This window comes from Acidovorax sp. LjRoot38 (genome assembly GCF_964252975.1).
GTDB classification, from domain to species: Bacteria; Pseudomonadota; Gammaproteobacteria; order Burkholderiales; family Burkholderiaceae_C; genus Acidovorax; species Acidovorax facilis.
Genome location: NZ_CAXUPT020000013.1, coordinates 77,628 through 97,106, shown reverse-complemented (window position 1 = coordinate 97,106; position 19,479 = coordinate 77,628). Strand labels below are relative to the sequence as shown.

17 protein-coding genes are annotated in these 19,479 nt (G+C 66.8%); 7 read left to right on the top strand and 10 right to left on the bottom strand.

Annotated features, from left to right (window positions below):
• Positions 1-7: 7 nt before the first annotated feature.
• Positions 8-844 carry an SDR family NAD(P)-dependent oxidoreductase gene (locus tag ACSQ22_RS20695; RefSeq protein WP_436131414.1) on the bottom strand — a complete coding sequence of 279 codons (837 nt, stop codon included), beginning with the start codon at positions 842-844 and terminating at the stop codon, positions 8-10.
• Between the two features lie 135 nt (positions 845-979).
• Here ACSQ22_RS20695 and ACSQ22_RS20690 point away from each other — a divergent pair, with 135 nt between their 5' ends.
• A complete protein-coding gene (locus tag ACSQ22_RS20690; RefSeq protein ID WP_436131413.1) occupies positions 980-1,573 on the top strand; it encodes a TetR/AcrR family transcriptional regulator in 594 nt (197 codons plus the stop codon).
• A 72-nt stretch (positions 1,574-1,645) separates the two neighbouring features.
• Here the strand turns inward: ACSQ22_RS20690 and ACSQ22_RS20685 are convergent, their stop codons facing one another.
• Complete coding sequence (locus ACSQ22_RS20685; protein WP_436131412.1) at positions 1,646-2,215, bottom strand: response regulator; 570 nt, start codon at positions 2,213-2,215, stop codon at positions 1,646-1,648.
• Between the two features lie 301 nt (positions 2,216-2,516).
• Entirely contained in the window at positions 2,517-3,440 is a 924-nt protein-coding gene (locus ACSQ22_RS20680; RefSeq protein WP_436131411.1) for a LysR family transcriptional regulator, read from the bottom strand.
• A 117-nt stretch (positions 3,441-3,557) separates the two neighbouring features.
• Between ACSQ22_RS20680 and ACSQ22_RS20675 the strand changes: the two genes are divergently transcribed.
• Positions 3,558-4,199, top strand: coding sequence for a glutathione S-transferase family protein (locus ACSQ22_RS20675; RefSeq protein ID WP_395456884.1), 642 nt, complete (start codon positions 3,558-3,560; stop codon positions 4,197-4,199).
• Positions 4,196-5,197 (top strand): pyridoxamine 5'-phosphate oxidase family protein, encoded by a 1,002-nt coding sequence (locus tag ACSQ22_RS20670; RefSeq protein ID WP_436131410.1) that lies wholly within the window; start codon positions 4,196-4,198, stop codon positions 5,195-5,197. Before ACSQ22_RS20675 ends, ACSQ22_RS20670 begins: the two co-directional genes overlap by 4 nt.
• Here the strand turns inward: ACSQ22_RS20670 and ACSQ22_RS20665 are convergent.
• From ACSQ22_RS20665 to ACSQ22_RS20650, 4 genes are all read right to left on the bottom strand, one after another.
• Positions 5,091-6,080 carry a TIGR03915 family putative DNA repair protein gene (locus ACSQ22_RS20665; protein WP_436131409.1) on the bottom strand — a complete coding sequence of 330 codons (990 nt, stop codon included), beginning with the start codon at positions 6,078-6,080 and terminating at the stop codon, positions 5,091-5,093. The two genes, ACSQ22_RS20670 and ACSQ22_RS20665, sit on opposite strands and share 107 nt — an antisense overlap.
• 15 nt (positions 6,081-6,095) lie before the next feature.
• On the bottom strand, positions 6,096-7,388 hold the full coding sequence (locus tag ACSQ22_RS20660; RefSeq protein ID WP_436131408.1) for a putative DNA modification/repair radical SAM protein: 1,293 nt from the start codon (positions 7,386-7,388) through the stop codon (positions 6,096-6,098).
• Between the two features lie 136 nt (positions 7,389-7,524).
• Positions 7,525-8,370 carry a class III extradiol dioxygenase family protein gene (locus ACSQ22_RS20655; protein ID WP_436131407.1) on the bottom strand — a complete coding sequence of 282 codons (846 nt, stop codon included), beginning with the start codon at positions 8,368-8,370 and terminating at the stop codon, positions 7,525-7,527.
• A gap of 12 nt (positions 8,371-8,382) precedes the next feature.
• A complete protein-coding gene (locus tag ACSQ22_RS20650) occupies positions 8,383-8,730 on the bottom strand; it encodes a protocatechuate 4,5-dioxygenase subunit alpha (RefSeq protein WP_436131406.1) in 348 nt (115 codons plus the stop codon).
• 58 nt (positions 8,731-8,788) lie between these two features.
• Here ACSQ22_RS20650 and ACSQ22_RS20645 point away from each other — a divergent pair, with 58 nt between their 5' ends.
• Positions 8,789-9,730, top strand: coding sequence for a LysR family transcriptional regulator (locus ACSQ22_RS20645; protein WP_436131405.1), 942 nt, complete (start codon positions 8,789-8,791; stop codon positions 9,728-9,730).
• Positions 9,731-9,739: 9 nt separating this feature from the next.
• Here the strand turns inward: ACSQ22_RS20645 and ACSQ22_RS20640 are convergent, their stop codons facing one another.
• On the bottom strand, positions 9,740-10,615 hold the full coding sequence (locus tag ACSQ22_RS20640; RefSeq protein WP_218300916.1) for a gamma-glutamyl-gamma-aminobutyrate hydrolase family protein: 876 nt from the start codon (positions 10,613-10,615) through the stop codon (positions 9,740-9,742).
• A gap of 294 nt (positions 10,616-10,909) precedes the next feature.
• Here ACSQ22_RS20640 and ACSQ22_RS20635 point away from each other — a divergent pair, with 294 nt between their 5' ends.
• The 3 genes from ACSQ22_RS20635 to ACSQ22_RS20625 all read left to right on the top strand — a co-directional run bounded on the left by ACSQ22_RS20635 (position 10,910) and on the right by ACSQ22_RS20625 (position 17,090).
• Positions 10,910-14,479 (top strand): TonB-dependent receptor domain-containing protein, encoded by a 3,570-nt coding sequence (locus ACSQ22_RS20635; protein WP_436131404.1) that lies wholly within the window; start codon positions 10,910-10,912, stop codon positions 14,477-14,479.
• A complete protein-coding gene (locus ACSQ22_RS20630; protein WP_436131403.1) occupies positions 14,451-16,460 on the top strand; it encodes a CHASE2 domain-containing protein in 2,010 nt (669 codons plus the stop codon). Before ACSQ22_RS20635 ends, ACSQ22_RS20630 begins: the two co-directional genes overlap by 29 nt.
• 279 nt (positions 16,461-16,739) lie before the next feature.
• Positions 16,740-17,090, top strand: coding sequence for an HPF/RaiA family ribosome-associated protein (locus ACSQ22_RS20625; protein ID WP_055398493.1), 351 nt, complete (start codon positions 16,740-16,742; stop codon positions 17,088-17,090).
• A gap of 132 nt (positions 17,091-17,222) precedes the next feature.
• Here the strand turns inward: ACSQ22_RS20625 and ACSQ22_RS20620 are convergent, their stop codons facing one another.
• On the bottom strand, positions 17,223-18,188 hold the full coding sequence (locus ACSQ22_RS20620; RefSeq protein WP_228897251.1) for a PDR/VanB family oxidoreductase: 966 nt from the start codon (positions 18,186-18,188) through the stop codon (positions 17,223-17,225).
• The gene (locus tag ACSQ22_RS20615) at positions 18,185-19,240 is read right to left on the bottom strand and encodes an aromatic ring-hydroxylating dioxygenase subunit alpha (RefSeq protein ID WP_436131402.1); all 1,056 of its coding nucleotides are present in this window, start codon (positions 19,238-19,240) and stop codon (positions 18,185-18,187) included. The genes ACSQ22_RS20620 and ACSQ22_RS20615 overlap by 4 nt, the downstream gene beginning before the upstream one ends.
• Between the last annotated feature and the right edge of the window lie 239 nt (positions 19,241-19,479).

The following is a 19,479-nucleotide window of genomic DNA, read 5'->3' as shown; positions in this document are numbered from 1 at the left end:
TTGTGGGTTAGGCGACAGCGGCGGCCAGGTAGCGGCGTGCCGGGTCGCGCAGCGACAGGAAGGGGCCCAGCGCGCGGCGGGCGTCTTCCAGTGCGGTCCATTCATGCACGGCTTCTAGCGACGGGATGGTCACCTCTTCACCCTGGTCCAGGCCTGCCAGCGCTGCGTCCACCATGGTGTCCACATCCATCAGCATCTCTTGCGGCAGGTGGGCGATGGGTGTGCCCGCGCGGTCCCAGATCTCCGTGCGTGTAGCGCCCGGCAGCACAGCCTGCACGCGCACGCCGTGGCGGCCCAGTTCGGCCTGCAGTGACTTGGAGAGGTTGAGCACATAGGCCTTGGTGCCGCTATAGGTGCCGCTGAACATCTCGGGCACCAGCGCCAGCACCGATGCGATGTTGATCAGCGTGCCCGCCTTGCGCGCCGCAAGCCCCTTGGCCACGGCCGCTGCAAGCCGCGTGGGCGCCACCACGTTGAGCGCAATCATGCGTTCCACCGCATCGATGTCGGACTCGAGGAACGTGCCGCTCACGGCCATGCCTGCGTTGTTGAGCAGCAAGGTGATGCTGGCGTCCGACTGCAGGCGCTGCTCCACGCGGGCCCGGTCGGCGGGGTTGGTCAGGTCGGCCTGCAGCACCTCGGTGCGCACGCCGGTCTCGCGGGCCAGGCGGTCGGCCAGTGCCGTCAGGCGTGCAGCATCGCGGGCCACCAGCACCAGGTCATAGCCGCGCCGGGCCAGGCGGTCGGCATACACCGCCCCTATGCCGGACGATGCGCCGGTGACAACAGCCGTGCCCAGGGAGGGCATAGAGGTGCGGGATGAATGGGATGCAGCAGTGGACATGAAAGGCTCCTGAAGAAAACAGAAAAAGGCGAAAGATGTTTTACATGATGATCATCATGTTTGAATTATATGACGATCATCATTTAAAATGTCAAGCGGGTGATTTCAGGCAGCGCAGCAAACAAGGGGAATGCGATGAAAGTCAGCAAGGAACAGATGGCAGAAAACCGCGAGCGCATCCTGGACACGGCCGCGCAGCTGTTCCGTGAGAAAGGTTTCGATGGCATTGGCGTGGCCGACCTCATGAAGAGCGCGGGGCTGACGCATGGCGGCTTCTATGGCCACTTTGCATCCAAGGACGACCTCATGGCGCAGGCCACCGAACGCGCGCTGGGCAAGCTGCACACCGCTTGGACTGCGCTGGCGCGCGATGCTGCACACAACGGGCAAGACCCGCTGGGAGCGGTGGAAGCCGCCTACCTGTCAGCCCGACATCGCGACGCGCCCGGCCACGGCTGCCTGCTGGCCGCGCTGGGCAGCGACGCCGCGCGCCAGGGCCCCGCCGTGCGGCAGGCCGTGACCGATGGGGTGCAAAAACAGGTGGACGCCCTGGCTACGCTGATGCCCGGCCGCACCAAGGCGGCCAAACGCCAGCGCGCGCTGGCCGACTACGCGAGCATGGTCGGCGCCATGGTGCTGGCGCGCGCGGTGGACGATCCGGACTTTTCGGACGAGATCCTGCAGGCCACAGCGGCGGCGCTGCGCGTCTGTGCACCACCTGCAGCTTGAGACCCTGGAGGGCTGTTCATGTGATCGCGGCTGAGAAAGCGGCGCGATCGGCCTGCATGTCAGGTGGCGTAGTCAGGGCGAGGTGGGCGTGGCTGGGGTGGCCGCAGTGGGCGAGGACGTTGGCGCGGCGTCCACCTTGCGCCGGGGGACGAACTGCTCGTCGAGCAGCGCCTCGATGCGGGCAAAGATCTCGTGGCGCGAGAACGGCTTCTTCATGAAGTCGTCTGCACCGATGCGGTTGGCGTAGAACTGCTCGGTGGCATGCTCGTTGCCGCTGATCATGATCACGGGGATGTGCTGCGAAGCGGGCAATTTGCGGATCGCGCGCAGCGCGTTGAACCCGTTCATGCCCGGCAGGATGATGTCGAGGAAGATCAGTTCGGGCGCTTCCTCTGCGATCAGGGCGAGGCCCTGCTCGGCGTCGAGCGCCTCGCGGGTGTCATAGCCTGCAGATCGAAGTGCCTTGCGCAGCACGGCCACAACAGTCGGCGAGTCGTCAATGATCAGCACTGTGGTGCCCTTGCGGGCGTTGACGCGTTTGCGCTGGCGGCGTTCCACGGGTGCCGCTGGTGGGACGGCGGGGGCTTCGGGCTTCCCCGTCGGTTTGCGCACACTGCCCAGAAGCCGGTCGAAGATGCTCATGGTGCTGTCTCGTTTCTTTCGTTCTTGGATGGCGGGCGGCGGGTCATTGCGTTCGCTGGGTTCCAGCGGATGGCCGCTGAATGGGTGAGTGACGGGCGCGTTCGCACATCTCGTGTCCACAGGGCGCAAGTATTCCAGATGCGGCCGCCGCTCCGGGCGGCGTGTTCCGTGTCATGGTGAAAGAGCGGGCGGCGGTCCCATCCCAGTTGAACAACGTCGCCTCGCAAAAACTTCAAAATTGATAGCTGCCGGCGCTTGATAGATAAGCGCTAGAGGCCAAAAATAATCGAAGTATGGCCTGTCACTGCGCTCCGCCGCGCACCAGCCCACGCCCGCGCAGCACCGGCTCTGCCACCAGCCGCTCGCGCGCAAACTCCACAAACGCGCGCACCTTGGCCGGTGCCCGCCGCCCGGCGGGGTAGACGATGTGCACGGGCACGGGCGGCAGTTCGTGCTCGGCCAGCACGATGCGCAGCCGCCCCGCGCGCAGGCTGGCGGCGGCCTGGTAGGCCAGGCAGCGCGTGAGGCCCAGGCCTGCTTCGGCAGCGGCGATGTCCACCTCGTTGCTGTTGCTGATCCACGCAAACTGCGGCTGGCCCGTGGCGCCGTCCTTGAACTTCCAGGGCGCCACGGCCCGCGCATCGAATGAGAAGCCGATGGCGCGGTGCGCGGCAAGCTCGTCGGGGTGCCGGGGCTCGCCGTGTTGCGCCAGGTAGGCGGGTGACGCCACCACCAGGCGGCGCAGTGCGCCCACCTGCACCGCAGTGAGGCCCGAGTCGGGCAGGTGCGCGATGCGGATGGCCACGTCCATGCCTTCATCAAGCAAATGCACCAGCCGGTTGACGAACAGCGTGCGCACCTGCACACGCGGCTGGGCGTGCAAAAAGCCCTGCACGATGGGCGCCACATGCTGGATGCCGAACATCTGCGGTGCGGTGATGGACAGCAGCCCCTGGGCCTCGGCCTGTGCACCGCTGGCTGCCTGCTCGGCCTCGTGCAGGTCGTTCAGGATGGGGCGGCAGTCTTGCAAAAAGCGCTCGCCCGCTTCGGTGAGCCGCACCAAACGCGTACTGCGCTGGAACAGCAGCACACCCAGCCGCGCCTCCAGCGCCGCAATGGCGCGCGTGACGGCCGTGGCGGAGCAGCCCAGCCGACGGCCTGCCACGGCAAAGCCGCCCGCATCGGCCACGGTCACAAAACAGCGCAAGGTGTCGAGGTAGTCCATGTGACCCATTATTGCGGATACCGCAATTATGAAAAGCGGTGATTGGCTATTCACATCGCAGTTTGCAATAGATATCGTCGAGCCATCTTTTCACTCACCCACCGACGAGGCTTCACCATGTTCCCCTCCACCCCGCTCCAGCTGTACCGCATGCCCATCTCGGGCCATTGCCATCGCGTGGAGCTGATGCTGTCCCTGCTCGGCTTGCCCTATGAACTGATTGATGTGAATCTGCTGCGCGGCGAACACCAGCGCGCGGAGTTTCTGGCGCTCAACCCGCTGGGCCAGGTGCCCGTGCTGGTGGACGCGGGCCAGGTGCTGAGTGACAGCAATGGCATCCTGGTTTATCTGGTGCAGCGCTACGCCCCCGGCAGTGCCTGGCTGCCACAAGACGCCGTGGGGCAGGCTCAGTTGCAGCGCTGGTTCAGCCTGGCGGCGGGCTTTCTGGCGCCGGGCATCGGAGGGCCGCGCTTTGCGACGTTGACGGGCCGTGCCGTGAACGAGGTGGCGCAGGCCACCGGCAAGCGCCTGCTCGCCTTCATGGAGGACGAACTGCAGGGGCGGGCCTGGTTGCTCGGGGGTTCAGCGCCCAGCCTGGCCGATGTGGCCATGGTCAGCTACACCTCGCAGGCCCACCTGGCGGGGCTGCCGCTGGATGCCTACCCGCGCATTGCGGCGTGGGTGGCGCGTATGCAGGCCTTGCCGGGCTACCCGGTGCTGGCCGACCAGCTGCCCACTGCCGAGCAGGTGGCGGCATGACAGCCACCGTGGCCGCTGCATCGGTTGCAGCGCCTGAGCCGCCCGAGGCCTTCCACCGCGGTGAGCAGGCCCTGCAGGCGCGCGTGGGTGTGCGCGAGCGCATGGCGGCCGTGGGTGCGATGGTGCTGCGCGATCACATGCCCGACCAGCACCGTGAGCTGTTTGAAAAGCTGCCCACCTTGCTGCTGGGGACGCTGGATGAAGAAGGCCAGCCTTGGGCCACGATGCTTGCCGGACCTCCCGGGTTTGTGCACACCCCCGATGCGCAGCACATGCAGATCGCGACTGCGCCGGATTCCAAGGACCCGGTGCTCACACACCTGGCGCCAGGCGCGGCCGTGGGCGTGCTGGGGCTGGAGCCGCACACGCGGCGGCGCAACCGCATGAACGGGCGGGTGGCAGCGTTTGGCGATAACGGCCTGGACGTGCAGGTGGTGCAGAGCTTTGGCAACTGCCCCAAATACATCCAGGCGCGGGAGCCAGGCCTGCGCGCTGCGCTGGCCGCTCCGGGCCCGGTGCAGTGGCTGGGCGCCGGACTGGACGCCGCCGCCATCGAGCGCGTGCAGCGTGCCGACACCCTGTTCATCGCCAGTGCCTCGGCGCCACGCCCTGGTGCCGGGCACAGCGAAGGCGTGGATGTATCGCACCGGGGCGGCGAGCCAGGCTTTGTGCAGGTGGCGCACACGGAGGCCGGCGTGGTGCTGAGCCTGCCGGACTACCCCGGCAACCAGTTCTTCAACACCCTGGGCAACCTTGCCCTGCACCCGCTGGCAGGCTTGCTGGCGGTGGACTATGAAGAGGGCGGCTTGCTGCACATTGCCGCGCAGGCCGAGGTGCTGTGGGACCGCGCAGCGCGTACTGCCTGGCCCGGCGCACAGCGTGTGCTGCGGCTCACGGTGTTGCGCGCCCTGTGGCGGCCGCAGGTGCTGCCGTGGCGCTGGACACCGCCGGTGTCGGCCCCTCAGTTCCGGGTGATGCGCGAGGCGGCTCTGGACTGAGTGGGGCACCACCAGCGGGCCGCGCACGGGGTGCCGTTGTCCCCGCGATGCGCCTGCGCGGCACGGTGGCCTCGGCCTCCACCATCTGGGCGCTGCGCTCGTGCGCTGTCTGCGCCAGCTCGGTGATGAGCGCGGCCTCTGGCAGGTTGTGCCAGTAGCGCGTGGGCATCTCCTTCTTCATCATGGCCAGCTTGAGCCGCGCGGGGTTGAAGATGTGGCGGTAGTAGGTGAGCCACAGCGCCTCGCCCGCATCGGGCGGTGGCGCGTCGCTGCGCTGCGCGCCCGGGCCGGTGTGCAGCTGCTGCCCGTCCCAGCGCACGCTGGCGTCGGGCGTGAGGATGGCCCAGCGCATCTGCGTGAAGCGGCGGATGAAAAAGCCCGCATTGGCCTCGGTGATGTAGTGGTCGGGCTCGAACCAGGCCATGTGCAGGGTCTGGCCGTCGGGTTCCACCACGGGCCGAAAGCGCACAAAGGCGTGCATCTTGTGTTTGTCGCGCCCCACGGCACGGGCCATGTGGTGGGCCAACATGCGGTCGGCGTCCAGCGGGTCGTGTCGCGCGCTGTCGGCTTCATGGCCGCCCTGCGCCATGCGCCACAGCAGGCGGTACATCAGCGCAAAGCGGGCGGGGTCGCGGTGCAGGATGAGCTGCTCGCACAGGTGCACAAAATCGGGCGGTACGCGCAGCGGCGGCGCATCGGGGGCTGGGCTGGGCCAGGTGTCGCTGGCAGCAAGCTCGGGCGCGAACAGGTCTTCAGCGGCATCCGCCTGGCAGCGCCAGTCCACAGCCTGCGGAGGCACGTTGGCTTGCACCAGGGCGCGTGCCGCTTGGCGAAAACCGGGCCAGTCGGTGGCGTGGTCCAGCGTGATGGTGTGGCGCTGCATGCGGGCCTCTCCAGCTCAGAACAGGCTGCGCTGCACCGGCGGCGGCGTCAACTGCGCGGCGAGGTCGGCAGCGTCCAGCGCACGGCCGGGGCGGTAGTCGGCCGCCTCCACAAAGGGCAGCACTTTCTTCAGCGGCACATGCAGCCGCGCCAGGTCCGCATGCCGCAGGCGGCGCACGCGGCGCGCGGCCAGCAGGCGGTCCACCGTCTGCACGCCAAAGCCGGGCACGCGCAGCAGCAGTTCGCGCGGGGCGGTGTTGAGGTTGACCGGAAAACGCTCGCGGTGCGCCAGCGCCCAGGCCAGCTTGGGGTCCATGTCCAGCGCCAGCATGCCGGCCTGGCTGCCTGGGTTGCTTTGGCTGGGCGGCACGATCTCGTCGTGGGTGAAACCGTAAAAGCGCATCAGCCAGTCGGCCTGGTACAGCCGGTGCTCGCGCACCGTGGGTGGCGCGGCCAGTGGCAGGGCGCGGGCCGCGTCGGGGATGGGGCTGAAGGCCGAGTAGTACACGCGCCGCAGCCGGTGCACGCCGTACAGCCGCGCGCTGGTGGCGAGGATGGTGCGGTCGTTGGTCGTATCCGCCCCCACGATCATCTGCGTGCTCTGCCCGCCGGGCGCAAAGTGCGGCACGCTGGCGCGGCGTGTGGTGCGCGACTGCGGCATGGACACGATGGGCAGTGCAGCCTGCTCCTTGCGCGCGGCGCGGGATTCTCCAATGTGCACGGCCATGCGGGCCATCGATCGGTCGATGGCGGCGCTGTTTTTCTCGGGCGCCAGCGCCTTCAGGCCTTCGGCGGTGGGCAGTTCGATGTTGATGGACAGGCGGTCCGCATAGCGGCCTGCGCGCTCCATCAGCTCCGGCGCTGCATCGGGAATGGTCTTCAGATGGATGTAGCCGCGAAAGTCGTGCTCTTCGCGCAGCACGCGGGCCACCTCCACCACCTGCTCCATGGTGTAGTCCGGGCTCTGGACGATGCCGCTGGACAGGAACAGCCCCTCGATGCAATTGCGGCGGTAAAAATCCAGCGTGAGCTGTACCACCTCATCGACCGTGAAGCGCGCGCGGGGCACGTTGCTGGTCAAGCGGTTCACGCAGTACAGGCAGTCGTACTGGCAGAAGTTGGTGAGCAGAATCTTGAGCAGCGAGATGCAGCGCCCGTCCGGCGCGTAGCTGTGGCAGATGCCCATGCCTTCGGTAGAGCCCATGCCCCGCCCGCCCACCGAGTTCCGCGGCGCAGCACCGCTCGATGCACACGAGGCGTCGTACTTGGCGGCGTCGGCCAGGATGGCGAGTTTGGACTGTAAATTCACTGGATGAATTTACAGTATTTTGATTGTCTGACGCCAGCCTGGGGTCAAGCGATAGCGGCAATATGCTCCTGATTTGATAGCTGCAAACTTATGAAAATCATGCGATTGCACCCAAAATCAGCTGAAAATTGCTGGATTACACCGTTTCGAGGGCCATCACCGCCGTGGCCGTGTTCGAAATGGGGATGTGATAGTTGCTGTGCACCCGCCGCACGCCCGCACTCGCAGTGGCCAGGGCGCCCCGCATGGCCAGCCACATCAGCAGCTCCACGCCCTGGGTGCCGGTCTTTTCCACCAGCTCGTGCACGCTGAACTGCGTGGCCCATTCGGGGTTGGTGGTCAGGCTCTCGATGAACTGCAGGTCAAACGCCTTGTTGATGAAGCCCGCGCGCTCGCCGTCGAGCTGGTGGCTGAGGCCGCCCGAGGCAATCACCGCCACCTTCTTGTCGCTGTCCCAGCTCTGGATCGCCTGGCCCACGGCCTTGCCCAGTGCGTAGCAGCGCTTGGCAGATGGCAGCGGGAACTGCACGGTGTTGATGCACACCGGCACCACCGCCACGGGGCAATCGCCCTCGGGCCAGAAGAGCTTGAGCGGCAGCGTGCAGGCGTGGTCCACCAGCATCTCCTGGCAGGTGGTCACGTCAAACTCCTGCTCGATCAGCGTGTTGATGAGGTGCCATGACAGGTCCACCTCGCCCGGGAAGGGCGGCAGCGTGGGGATGCCCCAGCCTTCGTCGGCGTTGTTGTATTGCGCCGCCGCACCCACGGCAAAGGTGGGCATCTTGTCGAGAAAGAAGTTCAGGCCGTGGTCGTTGTAGAACATCACCACCACGTCCGGCTTCTTCTCTCCCAGCCACTGGCGGATGGGCGGAAAGCCGTCGAAGAAGGGCTTCCAGTACGGATCGTTCTGCAGGCCCTTGTGGATGGCGTTGCCAATGGCCGGGATGTGCGAGGTGCCGAGGCCGCCGATGAGTTGTGCCATGGGTTTGTCTCCTTATTTGCCCGCTGCGACCAGCATGGCCTTGAATTCGTCTTTGGTCATGCCCGTCTGCTGCGCGCCGATGTCCTGCATGTCCAGCTTGAAGATGCCCGCAAACTTGGCCAGGTAGTAGGCGTTGCCGCCTGCGGCGATCAGCTGCAGCACGTTCTTGGCGCGGATGGCGGCGGCCTGCTGCTCGTTCAGGCCGTACTTCTTCATGTACGCCTCTTCGTCGGCCAGAAAGGCCTTGCGGTTGGCCTCGTCGTTGAACGAGAAGCACATCTTGTTCAGCGCATAGCCCTTGCGGGCCTGGTCGCCATCGAACGGCGTGGTGCCGGGGATCGGGGGAAGTTGGGAAGGCATGGAAGTCTCCGGGGCTTGATGTAAGTCAGCCCGCAGTGTCGCGACGCCATTGCCAAAGATGAAGCCTCAAAACATCATCGAATGCATGAGCAATTTCGATGGATCAGCGCTGGACGGACACCTGCTGAAGCTGCTGCTGGCCGTGCTGGAGACGGGCAGCATCACGGCGGCGGCTGATCGCCTGGGTGTCACCCAGTCGGCCGTGAGCCACCTGCTCGACAAGCTGCGCGCCATCACCGGCGACCCGCTGTTTGTGAAGCGCGGGCGTGGCATCGTGCCCACCGCCCGGGCCGAGGCCCTGGCCCAGCCCGCGCGTGACATGCTGCACCAGATGCAGCGGTTTGCCCGAGGGGCCGAGTTTGACCCGAGCGCCTGGCAGACCGAGCTGACCATCGCCGCCAACGACTTTCAGCGCGACCTGCTTTTGCCCGCGCTGGCCGCGCGCCTGCGCACTGCCGCACCGGGCGTCACGCTGCGCATCGTGCCCAGCGGCGCGCCCAGTGCCGAGCTGCTGCGGTCTGACGCGTGTCAACTGGTCATCAGCCCCCGACCGCCCGAGGGCACCGACATCGTGCAAAAGCGTCTGTTTGAAGACCAATACCGCGTGTTCTATGACCCGGCCGTGCGCAGCGCTCCGGCCTCAGAGGCGGAGTACCTGGCGGCGGACCACGCCACGGTGGCTTACGAGGCGCACCGGGGGCTGGAACTGGACCGGCAACTGGAAGCACGTGGCGTGCGCCGCCGCCTGGTGGTGCGCGTGCCCGGCTTTGCCGCGCTGCCCGCGTTTGTGCGGGGCACCTCGCTGCTCACTACAGCGCCGTCGCTGATGGGGCGTACCGCGTTGGCCGCGCTGGCGGGTGTGCCGGTGCCCGTGGCCTGCCCCAGTCTGCCCATGTACCTGATCTGGCATGTGCGCTACCAGCAAGACGCGGCACACCGCTGGCTGCGGGCGCAGCTGCAAGATGTCTTGGCCGCTGTGTTGCCTGTGGAGGGAGCCTGACCCGCAGGGTCAGTCGCGCTGCCGTGACAGCGCCTTGCGCAGCCGCCGCGCCGCCCGTTCCCGCAACGAAGGCGCGGGGCGCAGCACCGGCCGTGGGTGGGCCTTGGCCTGTTCGCACGCCGCGAGAAAGTCATTCAGGATGGCCGTGTCGTCCAGCGTGTCCGAGCCCTGCTTGTGGAACTCGGGGTGCCATTGCGTGGCCGCGATGTAACCACGCCCTGGCGCGGGCTTGAGGCGAATCGCCTCGGGCACGCCGTCGGGCTCGCTCAGGGCCTCGACCACAAACTCGGGCGCCACGCGTTTGATGCCCTGGTGGTGAATGCTGTTGACCCGAGCGCGTGGCGTGTTGGGGTACAGCGTGGCCAGGTGCGAGTCGGGAAGGATCTGGATGTCGTGGAAATGCTGGTCGTAGGTGCTGGCGTTGCGGTGCTGCTGCGCACCGGGGTGCTGGGTCTCGATGTCCTGGTACAGCGCGCCGCCAAAGGCCACGTTGATGAGCTGCAGGCCCCGGCACACGCCAAAGATGGGCTTGCCCACCTGGGCAAAGGCCTTCACCACGGCCAGGTCGTACAGGTCGCGCACGCGGTCGCCCACCCACTCTTCGCGCAGGGGCTCCTCGCCATAGTTGCCCGGCCACACGTCGGCGCCACCGTGCATCACGATGCCGTCCAGCCACTCGGCATAGTGGTCCAGCGTCACGTCACCGCGTGCCGTCTCGCCCGTGGGGCAGGGCACCATCACCACCATGGCACCGGCCGACATGAGCCAGTGGGCGATGGACTGCTCGACGTACTGCAGCGTCTTGCCGGTGAACAACGGGCGGGCGGGGTCGGCGTGTTGAAAGCAGGCGGACAGGCCAATCTTGAGGCGGGGGGCGGCGGGCATGGGTGGTGGGCTCCAGGGAACACGCGCGGGGCGTGTGATCAATGCAATCTTGGGTTACCAATTTGTAGCACCGCCCCCGCGCCACGTCTGTAGGAAGGGGCCGTGCAGGGCTGCGCGAGGCATGCCGCCGGTAAAGCAGTGCTACGAAATGTGGCTTTCTTCATGAAAATGCAACCGTGCGGTGTCTCGCAAGAGGCCGGTTGGGACGGTGGGCTGGCCATAATTTCTGCTCGCCGGGCGCCAGGGAGGCTGCGCCAGGTGGTGCCCCTCCAGCCTTCCCCGAAAGCCCACGACATGTCCCACAAGAAGCATTGCCTGCCCGCGCTCACGGCGCTGGCCACGTTGACCGCCCTGGCTTGGCCGCTGCTGGCCCAGGCCGCTGTGCCCGCAGGTGCTGCCGCCGAGATCGTCAGCCTGCAGGGCACGGGCGACCAGCGTGCCGCAGCTGCAGCCGACTGGCAGCCCGCTCGCCCGGCCCAGGCCCTCGCCACGGGCGATTTCGTGCGCACCCGGCAAGCCGCGCGGATGGCCCTGCTGTTTGCCGACGACACCCAGCTGCGCCTGCACCAGAACACGGTGCTGCAGGTCAAGGGCGTGGCCACACCCGCCCAGCCGGTGACCACGCTGCTGCTCAACGCGGGCCGGGCCTGGACGCAGACGCGCCGCGCCGACGGCTCGCGGCTGAACCTGGAAACCCCGGCGGCCACGGCGGCGATCCGGGGCACCGACTGGGACATCAGCGTGGAGGACGACGGCCGCACCTTGCTGACCGTGCTGTCGGGCACGGTGGAGTTCTCCAATGCCCAGGGGCAGGTGTCGGTGGGCGCCAACGAGGCTGCCTATGCCGAGGTGGGCAAGGCCCCGGTCAAGCTGGTGCTGAGCCAGCCGCGCGACCGCATCCAGTGGGTGAACGCCCTGCGCGCCGACCCGCTGCCGCACCTTTCTGCTGAACCCGTGCCCGAAGCGCTGGCCCCCGTGCGCACCGCGCTGGTGGCCCGCGATCTGCCTGCCGCTCGTGCCGCGCTGGCACAGGCGAAAGCAAACGGCAGCGCACCCGCACCCTGGGTGGCCGTGATGGAGACTGCCATCGCGCTGCAGGCGGGCGATGTCCTCGCTGCGCGCGAACAGCTGGCCCGCCAGGCGGCCACGCCGGCCGCCCCGCTGCCGGTCTGGCTCATGCAGTCGGACGTGTTGCTCATGGAAGGCGACGCGGCCGCTGCGGCCACCACGCTGCGCACCGCCCTGCAGCGCTGGCCCGCGCACCCGGCCTTGGTGGCCCAGCTGGCCCGGGTGCAACTGCTGAGCGACCGCGTGGACGAGGCCACCGCCACGCTGGCCCCGGCACAGGGCACAGCGCATGCAGAGCTTGCGATGGTGCGGGCTGAATTGGCCCGCCGCCGGGGCGATGCCCCCGGCACGCTGAGTGCATACACCGAGGCCACGCAGCTCGCGCCGCAAGACGCCCGGGGCTGGCAGGGCCTGGGCAGTGCCCACACCGAACGCGAAGACGCCCGCCCCGCCCGCGCCAATCTGCAGCAGGCGCTGGCGCTGTCGCCCCAAAACCCCGGCGCCTGGGGCGAACTGGGCACGCTGGAAACCTTCACCAACCAGTTCACCGAGGCGGGCCAAGCCTTTGCCACCGCTTTGGGCGACAACCCGGCGGACTACGTGGCACTCACCGGCCAGGGGCTGCTGCACCTCAAGCAGGGCAACCCGCAGGCGGCGCTGGATGCCTTTTTGCGCGCGGGTGTGATGGAGCCCCGCTACGCCCGCGCCAAGACCTGGACGGCCGTGGCGTACTACCAGCTCGGCCGCCACCAGGACGCACTGGCCACGCTGCGCCAGGCCAGCAGCCTGGACGACAAGGACCCCGTGCCCTACATGCTGCTCGCACAGATCCACACCGACCTGTTCCAGCCCGGCGAAGCGGTGGAGGCTGCGCGCGCAGCGGTGCAACGCATGCCCTACCTCAAGTCGCTCAACCAGGTCGCCAACGACCAGAAAGGCAGCGCCAACCTGGGTGCCTCCATGGCCTTCTTTGGCATGGAAGACTGGGCGCTGGAACTGGCGCAGCAGAGCTTCTATCCCTACTGGGGCGGGAGCCACCTGTTCCTGGCGGACCGGTATGCTGGCGAGTTCAACAAGAACTCGGCGCTGTTCCAGGGTTTCCTCACAGACCCGATGGCGTTTGGGGCGAGCCAGCGGTATTCGTCGCTGCTGCAGCAACCCGGGGCGCATGGGGCGGTGGGGGTGACGCTGGACCGCGACCAGTACCGCATGCGGGCCCCTGCGGTCACGCTCAACGGCATGGACAACAGCCGTGTGCCCGTGTCGTGGTTCTTCAAGGCGCAGTCAGCCAATGCCAGCGAGTTCCCGTTTGACCTCCAAGTCAACGATGCGCCTGCCGTGCGCGGTGGCTATGGCGACGTGCGCGCGCGGGCAGTAACGGTGGGGGCTGGCATGCAGCCTACCGAGCGCATCAACCTGTTTGCCTATGTCAACCAGTTCGACATGCGTTTGCGCAGCCAGAACCTGCTTGAGACGTCCATGGACAACAAGAGCACCCAAGGTTCACTTGGTCTGGCCTACCGGTGGGGCCCCACGGAACAGACTTGGTTCAAACTCGGCCGCAGCGTCGAGAGCATCGTGCTGCAAGGCTACCCCACGCTGTACTTCGCACCTCCGTTCGTAAGCGTCATGGGCGTGAACAGCTCGCCGAGCAAGCAATTGAGCGATCTGCAGCTGCGCCACACGGTGGATACGGCGCCCGGCAGCCGCTGGAGCGTAGCGTTGGAACATGTGCGCGAGCGTCAAAACAATTGGATCGACGGCGTGGCAGGGGTGGCAGCCAACATCCCGGGCGTGGGGCCCTATAGCGATTTCCTGCTGATTGGTGGATACAACCACATCGATCGGCGCTACACGGCGTTGACCCTGGCCACCAACCAGCGTCTGAATACGGCGCTGAACCTGGATGCCGCACTGGGGTTGCAGCAAATCCGGCACCGTGTCGATGGACGGACCCAAAGCCTCCTGGTCAATCTTGAGGAGTTCACCGACGAAACCGCGCGCCGTGCCGAGATGGAGCGCGTCGTCACCCCCCGCGTAGGCATGGTGTGGCAACCCGCCGCAGGCACCACCGTGCGCATGGCCTACCAGGACTGGCTGCGGCCACTCAGCGTTTCCACCCTCACCAGTGTGGAAACGGCCGGCATTCCCGTGGAAGACCGGCTGGTGGAAGCCGGTGGCCGCCACAAGCGCACCGTCGCGCAACTGGGCATGGAACTGGGAGCCAATACGTTCCTGAGCCTGCGTGCAGACCATCTGCGTGTGCGCAACCCCGGTACCGTGGGCGTAGACCTGCGCACCCCCAGCCTGCCGTTCCTGGAAGAAATGCGCAACGTCCAGCTGGTCAACCTCTCCACCACCGACCTTCTGGAAGACACGCCCAGCTTCGACGCTGGCACCCTCAAGACACTGGGTGCCGGTGTCAACCACCTGTTCAACCGGCGCTGGTCGGGCTACGCCAAGTACCTCTACCAGGGCAGCGAAAGCCATATCTACGACACGGAGGGGCCGGCAGGGCGCATCCCCTACATTCCGCGCCACACCGCAGTGCTGGGCGCCACCTGGGTCAGCCCGCAGCGGTTTTATGTCAGCGGCCGAGCGGTGTACCGGTCGGAGCGTTTTGAAGACAAGGAAAACCTCACGCGCATGGCACCCGGCTGGGGCCTGGACCTGATGGGTTTCTGGGAATCGCAGGACAAACACTGGGTGGTGGGCGTGGCCGCATTGAACCTGTGGGCGCCGAAGTCAGACCGCAGAAAGACCCGGTATGTTCTGGACGCGCGCTACCGCTTCTGATTCCGCATCACCCGCGGTCCGGCGCCAGCAACAGGTCTACGCGCTGGCGGCCTGCGCGCTGGCGCTGCTGCTGGTGGGGGCGGCCACGTTCAGCCGCACCTGGCACGCGCTGGAGTTCAAGACCTTCGACGTGCTCACGGCCTGGACTGCGCCGCAGCGCACGGCGCTGCCCGTGGTGATCCTGGCGATTGACGAACCCACATTTCAAGAGCTGCAACACACCTGGCCCTTCCCGCGCAGCGTGCATGCAGCGCTTTTGCAGCGTTTGCACGACGAGGGTGCCGCCGCCGTGGGCCTGGACATCGTGTTCGCCGACCCATCAACCGAAGCCGAAGATGCCGCGCTGGCGCAGGCCATCGCTGAGACCGGCCCCGTGGTGCTGGCCGCCACCCGTGAAAAGATCGACAGCAGCAACGCTGCGCTGTGGCTGGACGTGATGCCACTGCAGCGGTTTCTGGACGCCGGAGCCGATGCGGGCGATGCCGGGGTGGAGCCCGACGATGACTTTGTGGTGCGCCGTGTGCCCGTGGCGCGCGAGGGTTTTGCCCTGCGGCTGGCCCAGCGCGCGGCCGAGGCGCGCGGCAAGCTGCCGGTGCTGCGCCACTTCGACTGGATCGGCTACCGGGGCCCTCGCGGCACGTTTGACACGCGCTCGTACTACCAGGCGCTGGAGCCGGGCCTGCTGCCAGCGGGCTTCTTCAAGAACAAGATCGTGCTGGTGGGGCGCTCGGCGCGCACCGCGACCGAGTTGTCGCGGTCGCAGGCCGACCTGTTCAATTCACCGTTTGGCACCGCAGGGGGCGAGCGCCTGTTTCCCGGTGTGGAACTGCAGGCCACGCTGGTGGACAACTACCTCACCGGCGGCGGGCTGCGCACCGTGCCCGAAGGCTGGACGCTGGCCCTCGTAGCGCTGCTGGTCCCCTTGCTGCTATGGGGCAACCGCAGGCTGCACCCGGCGGGCGCCGCAGCGCTGGCGGCGGCGCTGGTGGCGGCGATAGCGGGAGCCTCGTGGTGGCTGTTCGGGCGCTTTCAGCTGTGGTGGCCGCCCTTGCTGCCTGCGGCGGCGGCATTGGCGGTCTACGGTGCAGCGGCGCTGGCGGGTTATGCCTTTGTGCGCCGGCGCGCGCGCCAGACGCGGGCGATGTTTGCACAGTATGTGCCGCCCGCCGTGGTCTCGCGCCTCATTGCGCAGCCCGAGCTGATGCGCCTGGGCGGCGAGGCGCGCGAGGTCACGCTCATGTTCACCGACCTGGCCAACTTCACCACGCTATCGGAGCAGCTCAGTGCCGAGCAGACGGTGGAAGTGCTCACTGCGTATTTCAACGCCATGACGCCCATCGTGCACGCCACGGGTGGCACGGTGGACAAGTTCATCGGCGACGCGGTGATGGCCTTTTGGGGGGCGCCGCTCGACGACCCGCAGCACGCCGAGCACGCGGTGACTGCGGCCATCCTCATGCAGCAGGCCATGCAGGTGCTGGTGGCCGACCTGCGTGCGCGGGGCCTGCCGCCCATCCACATGCGCATTGGCCTGCACACGGGGCGGGTGGTGGTGGGCAACGTGGGCTCGGAGCAGCGCTTTTCGTACACCGCGATTGGCGATGCGGTGAACCTGGCCGCACGGCTGGAGGGCGCCAACAAGGCCTTTGGCACCGGCATCCTGCTCTCTGCCGCCACCGCCGCGCAGCTGCCTTCCTCGGTGGCTCTGCGCGCGCTCGATGATGTGGTCGTGAAGGGCAAAACCGAGCCCGTGCGTGTGTTCACACCGTGTGGCGATGCCGCTGTGCGGGATGCCAGCCTGGCCGCGCTCAATGCCTTCCACGCGCGCGATTGGGACGGTGCCAGCGGCTATCTGGCGCAGGTGCTGGCACGCGTGCCTGGGGATGCGGCGGCGCTGCGCCTGCAGCAGCGCGTGGCAGAGGCGCGCGCCTTGCCCGTTGGCAGCGACTGGTCGCCCGCCGTGGCGCTGGACAAGTTGTAGGAGCCTGTTCAAGGTCTTTTCGGGGTCGCACAAGGCACTTGCCCGAAGGGTTGGAGTGAAATCGGGCCGATGAACTCGGAGCTTTGGCGCCCCGGCTGCTTGCATGGGCACGAGCCCATGCGGCGCATCTGAAGCATCCACTCATCCCGATTGCACTCCAATGCGATCCCCGAAAAGACCTTGAACAGGTTCTGAGGATGTTTTGACATGTGTTTTCCGGGGTCAAGGCCTGCGGTGCCATCATGGACCCCTGAGTAACGTCATCTGAAAGGAACTCTGATGCAAGTACAAGTGAACACTGACGACCACATCCACGGCGGCGAGTCGCTCGCGCAATGGATCACGGACGAGTCCAAGAGCCGCCTCACGCGCTTTCAGGACCACATCACGCGGCTGGAGGTGTTTCTGTCAGATCTGGATGCGGGCAAGTCCGGCGCCAATGACAAACGCTGCCGCATCGAGGCCCGCGTGACCGGCCGCCAGCCCGTCACTGTGACCGACGAAGCCGACAAGATGGCCAACGCCTTCATCGGCGCAGTGGACAAACTGGCCCGCGCGCTCGACACAGACCTGGGCCGCGTCAAAGACCGGCACGGCCGCGACACGATCCGCACGGCCGTGGAAGAGTGAGTTTTGAGTGAAATTGGCTGCTAGCGCTTGATAGATAAGCGCTAGCAGCTATCAATTCAGGAGTTTTCAGCCAAACCCCCGCGAACCCCACGCGGGGGACGCCGCCGCAGGCGACTCAGGGGGTGTTCAACTTCACAAATCCAACACGAGCAGCTTGCTGCGCGCGCGCGAGCAGCAGGGCATGAACTGCTCGTTGGCTGCCTTTTCTTCGTCCGTCAGGTACATGTCGCGGTGGTCCACCTCGCCCTCCAGCACGCGCGTGAGGCAGGTGCCACACACGCCCTGCTCGCACGAGGTCAGGATGTCGATGCCCTCCTTGCGCAGGGCTTCCACCACCGACACGTCGGGCGCAATCGCGTAGACCTTGCCCGTGCTGGCAATGCGCACGTCAAAGCCCTGATCGCCCGAGGTGTCCTGCGCAGGGGCGCCAAAGTATTCGAGGTGAATGTGGTCCTGCGCCCAGCCCAGGGCCTTGGCACTGTTCACCACATGGTCGATGAAGCCTGCCGGTCCACATACATACAGGCGCTTGTCGGGCCCGGGCGCGGCCAGCACGGCGGCAATGTCCAGCTTCTGTTCGGCCGGGCCCGCATCGAAATGGAAATGCACACGCGGTGCCATGGCCGATGCGGCAATTTCGGCAGCAAACGCCGTGCGTTCGGCAGAGCGTGTGCAGTAGTGCAGCGCAAAGTCGGCGCCTGTGCGCGCCAGCCGGTCGGCCATGCACAGCAGCGGCGTGACGCCAATGCCACCGGCCAGCAGCACCGTGCGCTGCGCGGGGTGCAGCGCAAAGTGGTTGCGGGGTGTGCTGATGGTGATCACATCGCCCTGGTGCACGCTGTCATGCATGGCGACCGAGCCGCCACGCGACGCCGGATCGCGCAGCACGGCAATGCGGTAGCGGTGCGATTCGTGCGAGGCGTTGCACAGCGAATACTGCCGCGTCACACCTCCGGGAAGATGCACATCGATGTGCGAACCCGCGCTGAACGGGGGCAGTGCGGCGCCGTCCACGCGCGCCAGCTCGAAGCTGGCAATGCCTTCGGCCTCGGCCTGCTTTTTGACGACGCGGACCTGGATCGTTTCCTGCGCGGTCATGCGGCCACCGCCTGGGGTGCAGCGGCGGCCTGCTCGGCCGCGATGATGCGGTCCAGGATCTTGCGCGACTGCACCCCGCCTGCGTCGATGTTCAGCATGAGCAGCTTGCGGTCGGGGTAACGCAGCAGGTTCTGCTGCTGCTGTTCCAGCATGTCCTGGTCTTCGGCAAAGATGTTGCCCTGGCCCTCGCGGATCTGCGTGGTGAGCGAGGGGTCTTGCGGCTTGAAGTTGCGCGCCATGCCCCAGAAGTAGTGGATCGAAGTCTCGGTCTCGGGCGTGATGAAGTCCACCACGATGCTCGATGCCTTCTTGTCCGCCGGGGCGTCATAGCCGCCGTTGCCCGCCAGCGCCACGCCCACCTCGATCAGCACATGGCTGGGTGGTGTGAAGTGGCAGATCTGCCAGCGGTCCACCGGCTGGTCGTCGGGCAGGCCGTTCATGCGCAGCGCCATCTTCCAGAAGGGCGGCGCTTCGATGCCTTCCATGAAGCGGCTGGTGATTACCTCGTCGCCCTCCACGCGGGTCTTGCAGGGCACCTCGTCGATCTCCTTTTGGCCGATGCTGGTGGAGTGCACGTAGGTCTCGTGCGTCAGGTCCATCAGGTTGTCGATCATCAGGCGGTAGTCGCAGGCAATGTGGTACAGCCCGCCGCCGTAAGCCCATTCGGGGTTGTTGGCCCAGGGCAGGTGGTGGATGGTGGCGGAGTCGGCCTTGTCGGCGTCGCCGGGCCACACCCAGATGAAGCCGTAGCGCTCCACCACCGGAAAGCTGCGCGCCGTGGGGAACCCTTGCACGCGCTGGCCGGGCATGGACACCGACTTGCCCGTGCATTCCACCCTGAGGCCGTGGTAGCCGCATTGCAGGTGGCCTTCGCACACCGTGCCCAGCGACAGCGGTGCGCCCCGGTGGGGGCAGAAGTCGTCCAGCGCGGCGACCTGGTCGGGCGCGGGGCGGTAGAAGACGATCTTCTCGCCGCAGATGGTGCGGCCCAGGGGCTTGTCGGCGATCTCGTCAGGGGTGCAGGCTACGTACCAGGCGTTTTTGGGAAACATGCTTGTCTCTCTCCGTGGGGTGGTGGGATGTTGTTGGCCTGGCCCGCAGGCCGCCTTCAGCGCTTTGGTGTTGTGAAGCGGATTGTGCAAAAAAGGCCGTTCGATGTATACATTCAATCGTTGAAAAGCAGCTATTGCGAATTGGCATATCGCATATGTCATTGTTTTTGAAGTTATTTTTTGAATTTTCTAGTTGGGTTTGTTTTTGTTTGTATACATTAATGGGCTGCCGGGCTGAC

Bases quoted from the DNA above. Each gene is read 5' to 3' on its own strand.
- ACSQ22_RS20650 (WP_436131406.1), bottom strand. From the start codon at position 8,730: ATGCCTTCCCAACTTCCCCCGATCCCCGGCACCACGCCGTTCGATGGC.
- ACSQ22_RS20665 (WP_436131409.1), bottom strand. From the start codon at position 6,080: ATGCAGCGCCACACCATCACGCTGGACCACGCCACCGACTGGCCCGGT.
- ACSQ22_RS20630 (WP_436131403.1), top strand. From the start codon at position 14,451: ATGTTCTGGACGCGCGCTACCGCTTCTGATTCCGCATCACCCGCGGTC.
- ACSQ22_RS20625 (WP_055398493.1), top strand. From the start codon at position 16,740: ATGCAAGTACAAGTGAACACTGACGACCACATCCACGGCGGCGAGTCG.
- ACSQ22_RS20680 (WP_436131411.1), bottom strand. From the start codon at position 3,440: ATGGACTACCTCGACACCTTGCGCTGTTTTGTGACCGTGGCCGATGCG.
- ACSQ22_RS20615 (WP_436131402.1), bottom strand. From the start codon at position 19,240: ATGTTTCCCAAAAACGCCTGGTACGTAGCCTGCACCCCTGACGAGATC.
- ACSQ22_RS20695 (WP_436131414.1), bottom strand. From the start codon at position 844: ATGTCCACTGCTGCATCCCATTCATCCCGCACCTCTATGCCCTCCCTG.
- ACSQ22_RS20655 (WP_436131407.1), bottom strand. From the start codon at position 8,370: ATGGCACAACTCATCGGCGGCCTCGGCACCTCGCACATCCCGGCCATT.
- ACSQ22_RS20635 (WP_436131404.1), top strand. From the start codon at position 10,910: ATGTCCCACAAGAAGCATTGCCTGCCCGCGCTCACGGCGCTGGCCACG.
- ACSQ22_RS20645 (WP_436131405.1), top strand. From the start codon at position 8,789: ATGAAGCCTCAAAACATCATCGAATGCATGAGCAATTTCGATGGATCA.
- ACSQ22_RS20670 (WP_436131410.1), top strand. From the start codon at position 4,196: ATGACAGCCACCGTGGCCGCTGCATCGGTTGCAGCGCCTGAGCCGCCC.
- ACSQ22_RS20690 (WP_436131413.1), top strand. From the start codon at position 980: ATGAAAGTCAGCAAGGAACAGATGGCAGAAAACCGCGAGCGCATCCTG.
- ACSQ22_RS20685 (WP_436131412.1), bottom strand. From the start codon at position 2,215: ATGAGCATCTTCGACCGGCTTCTGGGCAGTGTGCGCAAACCGACGGGG.
- ACSQ22_RS20675 (WP_395456884.1), top strand. From the start codon at position 3,558: ATGTTCCCCTCCACCCCGCTCCAGCTGTACCGCATGCCCATCTCGGGC.
- ACSQ22_RS20620 (WP_228897251.1), bottom strand. From the start codon at position 18,188: ATGACCGCGCAGGAAACGATCCAGGTCCGCGTCGTCAAAAAGCAGGCC.
- ACSQ22_RS20640 (WP_218300916.1), bottom strand. From the start codon at position 10,615: ATGCCCGCCGCCCCCCGCCTCAAGATTGGCCTGTCCGCCTGCTTTCAA.